General features: G+C 62.3%; 10 protein-coding genes. All 10 read left to right on the top strand.

The annotated features are described in order from the left end of the window. The first annotated feature begins 39 nt into the window (after positions 1-39). The 10 genes from asd (at position 40) to purF (ending at position 12,278) form a co-directional block, all read left to right on the top strand. Positions 40-1,152, top strand: coding sequence for an aspartate-semialdehyde dehydrogenase (gene asd / locus M2400_RS16475; RefSeq protein WP_177043951.1), 1,113 nt, complete (start codon positions 40-42; stop codon positions 1,150-1,152). Positions 1,153-1,401: 249 nt separating this feature from the next. Then, positions 1,402-2,412: an aspartate-semialdehyde dehydrogenase gene (locus M2400_RS16470; RefSeq protein WP_177043950.1), complete on the top strand. Its 1,011-nt coding sequence runs from the start codon at positions 1,402-1,404 to the stop codon at positions 2,410-2,412. Positions 2,413-2,572: 160 nt separating this feature from the next. Further along, positions 2,573-5,155, top strand: coding sequence for a FimV/HubP family polar landmark protein (locus M2400_RS16465; RefSeq protein ID WP_259197318.1), 2,583 nt, complete (start codon positions 2,573-2,575; stop codon positions 5,153-5,155). 208 nt (positions 5,156-5,363) lie between these two features. Next, positions 5,364-6,188: a tRNA pseudouridine(38-40) synthase TruA gene (gene truA / locus M2400_RS16460; protein ID WP_177044041.1), complete on the top strand. Its 825-nt coding sequence runs from the start codon at positions 5,364-5,366 to the stop codon at positions 6,186-6,188. 63 nt (positions 6,189-6,251) lie between these two features. Next, positions 6,252-6,884 carry a phosphoribosylanthranilate isomerase gene (locus M2400_RS16455; RefSeq protein WP_177043948.1) on the top strand — a complete coding sequence of 211 codons (633 nt, stop codon included), beginning with the start codon at positions 6,252-6,254 and terminating at the stop codon, positions 6,882-6,884. 243 nt (positions 6,885-7,127) lie between these two features. Continuing rightward, on the top strand, positions 7,128-8,048 hold the full coding sequence (accD, locus tag M2400_RS16450; RefSeq protein ID WP_177043947.1) for an acetyl-CoA carboxylase, carboxyltransferase subunit beta: 921 nt from the start codon (positions 7,128-7,130) through the stop codon (positions 8,046-8,048). After that, a complete protein-coding gene (gene folC, locus M2400_RS16445; RefSeq protein ID WP_259197319.1) occupies positions 8,045-9,352 on the top strand; it encodes a bifunctional tetrahydrofolate synthase/dihydrofolate synthase in 1,308 nt (435 codons plus the stop codon). The genes accD and folC overlap by 4 nt, the downstream gene beginning before the upstream one ends. After that, positions 9,336-9,998: an SPOR domain-containing protein gene (locus M2400_RS16440; protein WP_259197320.1), complete on the top strand. Its 663-nt coding sequence runs from the start codon at positions 9,336-9,338 to the stop codon at positions 9,996-9,998. The genes folC and M2400_RS16440 overlap by 17 nt, the downstream gene beginning before the upstream one ends. Before the next feature lie 175 nt (positions 9,999-10,173). Next, positions 10,174-10,731: a CvpA family protein gene (locus M2400_RS16435; protein ID WP_003212681.1), complete on the top strand. Its 558-nt coding sequence runs from the start codon at positions 10,174-10,176 to the stop codon at positions 10,729-10,731. A gap of 41 nt (positions 10,732-10,772) precedes the next feature. After that, positions 10,773-12,278 carry an amidophosphoribosyltransferase gene (purF, locus tag M2400_RS16430; RefSeq protein ID WP_003212683.1) on the top strand — a complete coding sequence of 502 codons (1,506 nt, stop codon included), beginning with the start codon at positions 10,773-10,775 and terminating at the stop codon, positions 12,276-12,278. Positions 12,279-12,391: the final 113 nt, after the last annotated feature.

Raw genomic sequence — 12,391 nt, 5'->3', positions numbered from 1 at the left:
GCTGCAAGGCGGCCCACTTTTGAACAAGGTGTAGTTGCGATGAAACGTGTAGGTCTGATCGGTTGGCGCGGTATGGTCGGTTCCGTGCTCATGCAGCGGATGCTGGAAGAGCAGGATTTCGATCTTATTGAGCCGGTGTTTTTCACCACCTCCAATGTGGGTGGTCAAGGGCCGTCTGTGGGCAAGGACATTGCTCCGCTCAAGGACGCCTACAACATTGAAGAACTGAAGACCCTCGACGTCATTCTGACCTGCCAGGGCGGCGACTACACCAGCGAAGTCTTCCCCAAGCTGCGCGAAGCCGGCTGGCAGGGCTACTGGATCGACGCCGCTTCCAGCCTGCGCATGCAGGATGACGCCGTTATCGTGCTGGACCCGGTGAACCGCAAGGTGATCGACCAGCAGCTGGACGCGGGCACCAAGAACTACATCGGCGGCAACTGCACCGTCAGCCTGATGCTGATGGGCCTGGGTGGCTTGTTCGAAGCCGGCCTGGTGGAGTGGATGAGCGCCATGACCTATCAGGCGGCCTCCGGTGCCGGCGCGCAGAACATGCGTGAGCTGATCAAGCAAATGGGCGCGACCCACGCCGCTGTTGCCGATCAACTGGCCGACCCGGCCAGCGCGATCCTCGACATCGACCGCCGTGTGGCCGAAGCCATGCGCAGTGACGCCTACCCGACCGAGAACTTCGGTGTGCCATTGGCCGGTAGCCTGATCCCTTGGATCGACAAGGAACTGCCTAACGGCCAGAGCCGTGAAGAGTGGAAGGCCCAGGCCGAGACCAACAAGATCCTCGGTCGCTTCAAGAGCCCGATCCCGGTGGACGGCATCTGCGTGCGCATCGGCGCCATGCGCTGCCACAGCCAGGCGCTGACCATCAAGCTGAACAAAGACGTGCCGATCGCCGACATCGAAGGGCTGATCAGCCAGCACAACCCTTGGGTCAAGCTGGTGCCGAACAGCCGCGATATCAGCATCCAGGAACTGAGCCCGAACAAGGTGACCGGTACCCTGAATGTACCGGTTGGCCGTCTGCGCAAGCTGAACATGGGCACTCAGTACCTGGGCGCGTTCACCGTGGGCGACCAACTGCTGTGGGGCGCGGCTGAGCCGTTGCGTCGTATGCTGCGGATTCTGCTGGAGCGGTAATCGCTGCTTGTTATGAGAAAACCCGCGCTCTGGTGACAGGCGCGGGTTTTTTATTGCGCTTTCGGGCCTCATCGCGGGCAAGCCCGGCTCCCACATTGAACGGTGTTTGCCTGAATTACTCGGTCAACTGTGGGAGCCGGGCTTGCCCGCGATGGGGCCATCAGCCTCACCCCAAGCCCCAGGCGAATTGCCTCACCCCCAGCCACCCGGTAAAGTGCCGCTCCCCCCGCAATGCCCGAGGCAGCCCCCATGACCCAGACCTTTGATATTGCCGTGATCGGCGCCACCGGCACCGTTGGCGAAACCCTGGTGCAGATCCTCGAAGAACAGGACTTCCCGGTGGGCAACCTGCACCTGCTGGCCAGCAGCGAGTCGGCCGGGCATTCGGTGCCGTTTCGTGGCAAGAACGTGCGGGTGCGGGAAGTCGACGAATTTGATTTCAGCAAAGTCCAGCTGGTGTTCTTCGCCGCCGGCCCGGCGGTCACCTTGAGTTTTGCGCCGCGCGCCACCGCCGCCGGCTGCACCCTGATCGACCTGTCCGGTGCCTTGCCCGCCGATCAGGCGCCGCAAGTGGTCCCGGAAGCCAACGCCCACGTCCTGGACGGCCTGAAAAAGCCTTATCAGGTCAGCAGCCCAAGCCCATCGGCCACCGCCCTGGCCGTGGTGCTCGCGCCACTGCGCGGTTTGCTGGATATCCAGCGCGTCAACGTCACCGCCAACCTCGCCGTGTCCGCCCAGGGCCGCGAAGCCGTCAGCGAACTGGCCCGGCAGACCGCCGAGCTGTTGAACGTGCGCCCGCTGGAACCGAAGTTCTTCGACCGGCAGATGGCTTTCAACCTGCTGGCCCAGGTCGGCAAGCCCGACGCCCAGGGTCACACTGCCCTGGAAAAGCGCCTGGTGCACGAATTGCGCGCCGTGCTGGAAATGCCTTTACTAAAGATTTCCGTCACTTGCGTTCAAGCCCCGGTGTTTTTTGGCGATAGCCTGACTGTGTCACTGCAATTGGGCGCAGCGGTCGACCTCGCCGCCGTCAACCGCGCCCTGGACGCAGCACCGGGTATCGAGCGGGTGGAAGAGGGTGATTACCCTACTGCTGTTGGCGATGCGGTGGGTCAGGACGTGGTTTATGTCGGCCGTGTTCGCGCCGGAGTCGATGACCCGGCGGAACTAAATATGTGGCTGGCGTCAGATAACGTACGCAAAGGGGCCGCACTGAACGCCGTGCAACTGGCGCAGTTGTTGATAAAAGGCCTTGTGTAAAAGATACTTGGCGGCAATTTGTAGATTGATTCTAGCCAAGCGCTATGCTTGGCCCCAAGCTGGAAAAATTGCGCGTCGGTGACCTATCGGCTCGCCATGCCTAATGGCAGCGGTTACCAACCTTCTCGCGGGCCGAGGAGTGTTCAAAAAGGATGAGGCTATGGTTCAAGTTCGCAAACTGGTGTTAGCAATAGCGGCCGCCTCGGCGCTGTCCTCCGGTATGGCGCAAGCACTGCAACTTGGGGAGATGACCCTCAAGTCGAAGCTGAACCAGCCGCTGTCGGTGGAAATCGAGTTGCTCGACGTCGGCGGCCTGACCGCCTCCGAGATCACCCCCAGCCTGGCTTCGTCCCAAGCCTTTGTGGACGCGGGCGTTGATCGCCAGGCGTTCCTGAACGACCTGACCTTTACCCCGGTGGTCAATCCCAACGGCCGCAGCGTGGTGCGTGTCACCTCCAGCAAGCCGCTGCCTGATTCCTATGTACGTTTCCTGCTGCAGGTGCAATGGCCCAACGGCCGCCTGATGCGCGACTACAGCGTGTTGCTCGACCCGGCCAAGTTCGATCAGTCGACCCCGGCAGCCGGTGCGCCAGCACCAGCATCGGCGCCACGCCTGAACGCGCCTGCGACGGCTCCGGCCATCAGCAAGCCCAAGGAACACACCACGACTTCCCGCGACACGTTGTGGGAAATCGCTGCGAAGAATCGCAATGGCGCCTCGGTGCAGCAGACCATGCTGGCCATCCAGGCGCTGAACCCTGACGCCTTTATCGACGGCAACATCAACCGCATGAAAACCGGCCAGGTCCTGCGCCTGCCGGATTCGGGGCAGAGCACCAGCCTGCCGCAGCCCGAGGCGATTGCTGAAGTGACTGCGCAAAATGCTGCGTGGCGCGAGGGGCGTCGCGGCGGCAATCAGCTCGCCGGCAAGGCGCAACTGGATGCCACCAAGCGTACCCAGGCGGGTAATGCGCCGTCGCAGACCAATGCCAAGGACAACCTGAGCCTGGTCTCGGCTGAAGCCGCGAAGAAAGGCGTGAAGGGCGGGGCGGGCGACAGCCGGGCCTTGAGCAACAAGCTGGCGGTGACCCAGGAAAGCCTGGATTCGACCCGTCGCGAAAATGAAGAACTGAAAAGCCGCATGGCTGACCTGCAAAGTCAGCTGGACAAGTTGCAGCGGCTGATCGAGCTCAAGAACAATCAACTGGCCAAGTTGCAGACCCCGGGTGGCGCTGCAGCGCAGCCTGCAACCACCGCGACGATGCCGGCCGAGCTGGCTGCACGACCGGCCACACCGGCAGCGACCGCTCCGGCGGCAACCCCGGCGGCTGCGCCGGTCGAAACGCCGGTCAAGGCTGACGCCGCGCCCGCCACCACCGAAGGCAAATTCAACGACCTGCTGACCAACCCGATCGTGCTCGGCGTGATCGGCGGCGCGGCGGGTTTGCTGGTGCTGTTGCTGCTACTGCTGTGGGCCCGCCATCGCAACGCGCGCCTTGAAGAAGAAAAGCACCTGCGCATGGCGCGGGCCCTGGCTGAAGAGCCGGAGTTTGCGCCGAACATTGATCACGACCTGCCATCCGACAGCTTCGAAGGCCTTGATGTACCGCCGCCGAACGTCAAGCTGGCCCCGGCTCCAGCGCCAGTCGTTGCTCCGGTGGTGGCTCCAGTGATTGCACCGGTCGTGGCCCCGGTGGCTGCCGAGCGTCCAGCCGAGCGTCCAGCCGACGCCCTGGCGCAAGCCCAGTCGCACATCGACCGTGGTCATCTGAACCAGGCCGCTGAAGTGCTGGAAGAGGCGATCAAGCAAGAGCCTGCCCGCAGCGACCTGCGTCTCAAGCTGATGGAAGTTCACGGTTTGCAGGGCAACAAGGACGGGTTCGTCACCCAGGAGCGCCAACTGGTCGCCAACGGTGACAACCATGCCCAGGTTGAACAGCTGAAGAGCCGTTTCCCGGCCATGGCTGTGCTCGCGGCGGGCGTCAGCGCTGCCGTTGCCGCTGCGGCCCTCGACGCCCAGTACGTCAAGGACCTGCTCAAGGACGAACCCGCGTCGCCTGCACCCGCGCCGGAACCTGCGCCCGAGCTGGACGCGTTTGACACCGATTTCGACCTAAGCCTGGACGACCTGGAAGCCGCTTCGCCGGCCGTGGTCAACCCGGAAGCGGACGACCTGAGCTTCGAGTCCGTGCTGCAGCAGCAGACCGAGGCCAAGGCCAGCGAGGAAGACCTCTCGGACTTCGACCTGGACCTGCAACTTGATCCGCCATCGTCGACCCAGTCCGACGACGACTTCCTCTCCGGCCTTGAAGACCAGATGAAGGACCTGCCGCCGGTAGAGCCGCCGACCCTGACGCCAGCTGACCTGGACGACCTCGACCTGCCGGAAGATTTCGACCTGTCCCTGGCCGACGAGCCCGAGGCGCCTGCTGCGGCCAAGCCCGACGCATTCGCCTCGGAGCTTGACGACGTCAACGCCGAGCTGGATCGCCTGTCCCAAAGCCTGGAGCATCCGTCGATCGAACCGTCCTTCACTGCCGATGATGCGGCATTGGGTGGCGACGAACCGGAATTTGACTTCCTCTCCGGCACCGACGAAGTGGCGACCAAGCTCGACCTGGCCCAGGCCTACATCGACATGGGCGACGCCGACGGCGCACGGGACATCCTCGCCGAAGTGCTCAACGAAGGCGATGACGGCCAGAAAGGCGAAGCCAAGGAAATGCTCAGCCGGCTGGCTTGATACCTTCCCCTGTAGGAGCGAGCTTGCTCGCGAAGACCGTCCAGGCACCGCGGTTATCCTGGGCTGGCGCGTTATCGTTAACGACCTTCGCGAGCAAGCTCGCTCCTACAAAAAGCCCCACGCACGGCGCGCGGCCTTATAATGGCCGCCTTTGCGCAACTCATCAGGCTCTCAGTTCTTGGCAAATATAGATAACGCGGCCGCCGAAATGGCGGCCGCAGGCTTTTTCAGAATCGCCCTGGGCGTGGAATACAAAGGCTCGCGCTATCGTGGCTGGCAACGGCAGGCCTCCGGCGTGCCGACGGTGCAGGAAACCCTGGAGAAGGCCTTGTCGAAAGTCGCCGACTCGCCGGTCTCGCTGATGTGTGCCGGGCGTACCGACGCCGGTGTGCACGCCTGCGGGCAAGTGGTGCACTTTGATACCCAGGCCGAGCGCACGATGAAGGCGTGGGTCATGGGCGCCAATATCAATTTGCCCCACGACGTCAGCGTCAGTTGGGCCAAGGTGATGCCCGCGCACTTTCATGCGCGCTTCAAGGCCATTGCCCGGCGTTATCGCTATGTGATCTACAACGATCAGATTCGTCCGGCGCACCTCAACGAAGAAATCACCTGGAACCACCGCCCGCTGGACGCCGAGCGTATGGCTGAAGCGGCCCAGCATCTGGTGGGCATCCACGATTTCAGCGCGTTTCGTGCCGGCCAGTGCCAGGCCAAGTCGCCGATCAAGGAAGTCCATCACCTGCGGGTGACGCGCCACGGCAAGATGATCGTGCTGGATATCCGCGCCGGGGCCTTCCTGCACCATATGGTGCGCAATATCGCCGGGGTGCTGATGACTATCGGTACCGGCGAACGCCCGGTGGAGTGGGCCAAGGAAGTGCTGGAAAGCCGGATCCGTCGCACCGGCGGCGTCACGGCGCATCCGTTCGGCCTTTACCTGGTGGATGTGGAGTACCGCGACGAGTTCGAACTGCCCCAGCGGTTCATCGGGCCACACTTCCTCACAGGTTTCAGCGAACTTGGCGGCTGACGCCCTCAAAAGCATTTGTTACCATCCGGGACTTTCCCGGACACGCCCTGAGGTTTCATCGACATGTCTGCCGTTCGCAGCAAGATTTGCGGGATTACCCGCATAGAGGACGCGTTGGCGGCGGTCGAGGCGGGGGCCGATGCCATCGGTTTCGTGTTTTATGCCAAGAGCCCGCGGGCGGTGAATGTGGTGCAGGCGCGGGCGATCATTGCCGCGTTGCCGCCATTCGTGACCACCGTGGGCTTGTTCGTCAACGCCAGCCGCTGCGAACTCAACGAAACCCTCGATGCCGTGCCACTGGACATGCTGCAGTTCCATGGCGATGAAAGCCCTGACGAGTGCGAAAGCTATCAGCGTCCGTATATCAAGGCGCTGCGGGTCAAGGCCGGTGACGATATCGCTGCGGCATGCGCTGCTTATACTGGCGCTCGCGGGATTCTTCTCGACACCTACGTCGAAGGCGTTCCCGGTGGCACTGGCGAAGCGTTCGACTGGTCGTTGATTCCCGAGGGCTTGAGTAAGCCGATCATCCTCGCCGGCGGTCTGAATCCAGGCAACGTGGCGAGTGCCATCCAGCAGGTTCGGCCGTATGCCGTGGACGTCAGCGGCGGGGTGGAGCAGGGCAAGGGCATCAAGGATCACGCAAAGATTCGCGCATTCATGCAAGCCGTGCGCGACAGCAGCGGGACGATGTGACGGCTGGCAGTCTGCCGCCGTCCATAACTACCACTGTGTAAAACAGCCCGGCGCCGCCTGTGGGAGGCCCGGAAATGAAGTGGCAACCCTGCATGGCAGGTTGTCTGGCAGGCTGAGGACACAGGCAGGAAATGGCAGGTCGAACGTCTGACCCCGTCCAGCTTGTGTCATCGCCACATATGAATTTAGCTCAAGGGCATACGCGGGGCTGTGTTCAAGCCACCGGTACTGGAGAAAGAAAGCATGAGCAACTGGTTAGTAGACAAACTGATCCCCTCGATCATGCGTTCCGAGGTGAAGAAAAGCTCGGTTCCTGAAGGTCTTTGGCACAAGTGCCCATCCTGCGACGCGGTGCTGTACCGCCCGGAGCTGGAAAAGACCCTGGACGTTTGCCCCAAGTGCAACCACCACATGCGTATCGGCGCCCGCGCCCGCATTGATATCTTCCTCGACGCCGACGGTCGCTCCGAGCTGGGCGCCGACCTGGAGCCGGTTGACCGTCTGAAATTCCGCGACGGCAAGAAGTACAAGGACCGCCTGACCGCTGCCCAGAAGCAGACCGGTGAAAAGGACGCGCTGATTTCCGTCAGCGGCAAGCTGCTGGGCATGCCGGTGGTGGTTTCCGCCTTCGAATTCTCCTTCATGGGTGGTTCCATGGGCGCCATCGTCGGTGAGCGTTTCGTACGTGCCGCCAACTACGCCCTGGAAAACCGTTGCCCGATGATCTGCTTCGCAGCCTCCGGCGGCGCGCGGATGCAGGAAGCACTGATTTCCCTGATGCAAATGGCCAAGACCTCCGCGGTACTGGCGCGTCTGCGTGAAGAAGGTATTCCGTTCATCTCCGTGCTGACCGATCCGGTCTACGGCGGCGTTTCCGCCAGCCTGGCAATGCTGGGTGACGTGATCGTCGGTGAGCCCAAAGCCCTGATCGGCTTCGCCGGCCCGCGTGTGATCGAGCAGACCGTGCGCGAAAAACTGCCGGAAGGCTTCCAGCGCAGCGAATTCCTGCTGGAGCACGGCGCGATCGACCTGATCATTGCGCGTGGCGAACTGCGTCCACGCCTGGGTAACCTGCTGGCACAAATGATGGGCCTGCCGACACCTGTGTACGTTGCACCTAAAGTAGAGCCGATCGTCGTGCCGCCGGTGCCTGCAAACATATGACCCAACGTACCCTGGGCGAATGGCTCGCCTACCTTGAGCAGTTGCATCCGTCAGCCATCGACATGGGCCTGGAGCGCTCGCAACAGGTAGCGGCCCGCCTCGGGTTGGGCAGGCCGGCGCCGCGCGTGATCACGGTCACCGGCACCAACGGCAAGGGCTCTACCTGCGCCTTTGTCGCAGCCTTGCTGCAAGCCCAGGGCCTGAAGGTCGGCGTGTACAACTCGCCGCACCTGCTGCGCTACAACGAGCGGGTGCAACTCAATGGCGTCGAAGCCACTGACGAGCAGCTCTGCGAAGCCTTCGCCGCACTCGATGCCGGGCGTGGCGAAATTTCCCTGACCTATTTCGAGATGGGCACCCTGGCGGCGTTCTGGCTGTTCGAGCGTGCACAACTCGATGTGGTGGTGCTGGAAGTTGGCCTGGGCGGGCGACTGGACACGGTCAACGTGGTGGATGCCGACCTGGCGCTGGTCACCAGCATCGGCGTCGACCATGCCGACTACCTGGGTAACACCCGTGAATCCGTGGCCTATGAAAAGGCCGGGATCTTCCGCCAGGGCAAGCCGGCACTGTGCGGCGACCTGGATCCACCGCATACCTTGCTGGACAAGGTGCGTGAGCTGGATTGCCCGTTCTTCCTGCGTGGGCGTGATTTCAATCTCGAGATTGGCGAGCAGCATTGGCAATGGCGCGGGCTTGATGCGCGCGGCCAGGCTGTCGAGTTGCGCGACCTGCCGCTGCTGAACCTGCCGATGGAAAACGCGGCCCTTGCCCTGCAAGCCTATCTGTTGCTGGATTTGCCCTGGCATGCCGAGCAGATTGCCGCTACGTTGCAGGCTACTCGCGTGGTGGGGCGTCTTGATCGACGTGCCTTCGACTGGAATGGCAAGCGCCTGAACCTGTTGCTGGACGTGGGGCATAACCCTCACGCCGCCGAATACCTGGCCAAGCGCCTGGCGCGCACGCCGCCTGTCGGTCGCCGCCTGGCGGTGTTCGGGTTGTTGTCCGATAAAGACCTGGATGGCGTGGTTGCGCCCTTGCTGGGCAACGTTCAAGCCTGGGCAGTTGCGCCGCTGGATACATCGCGCAGTCGTCCTGCTGCCGAGTTGCAGGTAGCGTTGCAGAACCTTGGTGCGTCGGTGACGTCCCATGCAAGCGTGACAGCCGCCCTGGAAGCCCAGTGCGCGATTGCGACGCCTGAGGATGAGATTCTGTTGTTCGGATCATTTTATTGTGTTGCCGAGGCGCTCGAATGGTTGTCCCGGCGCTCCACGGAGGAAGCTGCACATGGCATTACTGGATAGCGCATACAAGCAGCGAATGGTCGGAGCCCTGGTTCTGGTGGCGTTGGCGGTGATTTTTCTGCCGATGCTGTTTTCCCGCCAGGACGAGCAGCGCCAGGTGGTTGTAGAAGCTCCGGCTGCGCCACAGGCGCCAGCGGTGCCCCAGGTTCAGGTTGAGCCGGTGGTGGTGCCCGAGCCGCAGGCGTTGCCTGAAGAAGAGCCGGTGCCGACCGATGACGAAGTGGCTGCACAGCAAGCGCCGTCGATGCCGATTCAGCCGAGCGTGCCGGTGGTGAAGCCTGCGCCTGCTGTTCCGGCCGTCGCGGCCAAGCCTGCAACGCCTGCGCCTGCGCCAAAACCGGTAGCGCCACAACCGGCTGCACCGGGTAAGCCGGACGTGGGCCAGAGCCGCATCGATCCGAACGGCTTGCCGATCACTTGGTCGATCCAGCTGGCCAGCCTGGCAAACCGCGAAAGTGCTGATGCGTTGCAGAAAAAGCTGCGTACTCAGGGTTACAACGCCTATATCCGCAGTGCCGATGGCAAGAACCGGGTCTTTATCGGACCGTTGATCGAGCGTGCCGAAGCCGATCGCCTGCGGGACTTGCTGGACCGCCAGCAGAACCTGAAAGGTTTTGTGGTTCGCTTCCAGCCTGAGCGCGGTTAAAACTGTAGGAGCCGGCTTGCCGGCGATGGCGGCCTCGAGGACGCTATCGCCGGCAAGCCGGCTCCTGCATTTATCTGGCGCAACTCATTGATTTCAAATGCACTGCCAATCACAGCTTACCGATAGCCCGGCGCTCTGCTAAAATGCGCCGCCTTATCCGTCTGTAGGCTGAACTGTGCCATTTACCTGGGTTGACTGGGCGATCGTTGCAATCGTCGCCATCTCCGCTTTGATCAGTCTAAGCCGCGGCTTCGTTAAAGAAGCACTGTCGTTGCTGACATGGATCATCGCAGGGGTAGTAGCCTGGATGTTCGGCGGTTCATTGTCGGTCTACCTGGCCGGATACATCGAGACACCTTCGGCTCGCGTCATCGCGGGCTGCGCCATCATGTTCATCGCCACGTTGTTGGTGGGGGCAATGGTCAATTATCTTATCGGCGAATTGATACGTGTCACCGGCCTCTCCGGGACCGATCGATTTCTCGGCATGGCCTTCGGCGCCGCCCGTGGCGGGCTGCTGGTGGTCGTGGCGGTCGGGCTGTTGAGCCTGGGGCCGGTACAGCAGGATTCGTGGTGGCAGGAGTCGGTACTCGTGCCAAAATTTCTATTGGTTGCAGATTGGTCCAAAAACCTCATTTTGGGGTGGAGCAGTCAGTGGCTGGCCAGCGGGATCAGCGTACCCGCTGATCTTCCGTTCAAGGAACACCTCTTGCCGGCCAAAACGCCTCAGTAAGTTGTGTTCAGTCAAGATTCATTAAGTAGGGGTTGCGTCGCATGTGTGGCATCGTCGGTATCGTCGGTAAGTCGAACGTGAATCAGGCGCTGTATGACGCGCTAACCGTCCTCCAGCACCGCGGCCAGGATGCTGCCGGTATTGTGACCAGCCACGACGGCCGGTTATTCCTGCGCAAGGACAATGGTCTGGTGCGTGACGTGTTCCATCAGCGCCACATGCAGCGCCTGGTCGGGCACATGGGCATTGGCCACGTGCGCTACCCGACCGCGGGCAGTTCGACGTCGGCTGAAGCCCAGCCGTTTTACGTCAACTCGCCGTATGGCATCACCCTGGCGCACAACGGCAACCTGACCAATGTTGAACAACTGGCCAAGGAGATTTACGAATCTGACCTGCGCCACGTCAACACCAATTCGGACTCCGAAGTACTGCTGAACGTGTTCGCCCACGAGCTGGCCCAGCGTGGCAAGCTGCAGCCGACCGAAGAAGACGTGTTCGCCGCCGTGACTGACGTGCATAACCGTTGCGTCGGTGGTTACGCCGTTGTAGCGATGGTGACCGGCTACGGTATCGTCGGTTTCCGCGACCCCCACGGTATCCGCCCGATCGTGTTCGGCCAGCGTCACACCGACGAAGGCGTCGAGTACATGATCGCCTCCGAAAGCGTGTCCCTGGACGTGCTGGGCTTCACCCTGATCCGCGACCTGGCGCCGGGCGAAGCGGTCTACATCACTGAAGACGGCAAGCTGCACACCCGCCAGTGCGCACTGAACCCGAAACTCACCCCGTGCATCTTCGAACACGTCTACCTGGCGCGCCCGGATTCGATCATCGACGGTGTTTCGGTGTACAAGGCGCGTCTGCGCATGGGTGAGAAGCTGGCCGACAAGATCCTGCGCGAGCGCCCGGATCACGACATCGACGTAGTTATCCCGATCCCGGACACCAGCCGCACCGCAGCGCTGGAGCTGGCGAACCACCTGGGCGTGAAGTTCCGCGAAGGCTTCGTCAAGAACCGCTACATCGGCCGGACCTTCATCATGCCCGGCCAGGCGGCGCGCAAGAAGTCGGTACGTCAGAAGCTCAACGCCATCGAGCTGGAATTCCGCGGCAAGAACGTGATGCTGGTGGATGACTCCATCGTACGTGGCACCACCTGCAAGCAGATCATCCAGATGGCCCGCGAAGCCGGGGCGAAGAACGTTTACTTCTGTTCCGCCGCGCCTGCCGTGCGTTACCCGAACGTGTACGGCATCGACATGCCGAGCGCCCACGAACTGATCGCCCACAACCGTTCGACCCAGGACGTTGCGGACCTGATCGGCGCCGACTGGCTGATCTACCAGGACCTGCCGGACCTGATCGAAGCCGTCGGCGGTGGCAAGATCAAGATCGAGGAGTTCGACTGCGCGGTGTTCGACGGCAAGTACGTCACCGGCGATGTCGACGAGGCCTACCTGAACAAGATCGAGCAGGCCCGTAACGATTCCTCGAAGATCAAGACCCAGGCGGTCAGCGCGATCATCGACCTGTACAACAACTGAGTTGACACCGGCCCTGGTATCGGTGGCTGACAATGTAGGAGCGAGCTTGCTCGCGAAGGTCGTCAACGATGACGCGGGCATTCTGAATTAGCGCGCTGTTCTTGAGTCTTTCG

It is taken from the genome of Pseudomonas sp. BIGb0558, from assembly GCF_024807515.1.
Lineage (GTDB): Bacteria > Pseudomonadota > Gammaproteobacteria > Pseudomonadales > Pseudomonadaceae > Aquipseudomonas > Aquipseudomonas yamanorum_A.
This window is presented reverse-complemented; position numbering and strand designations above follow the sequence as displayed.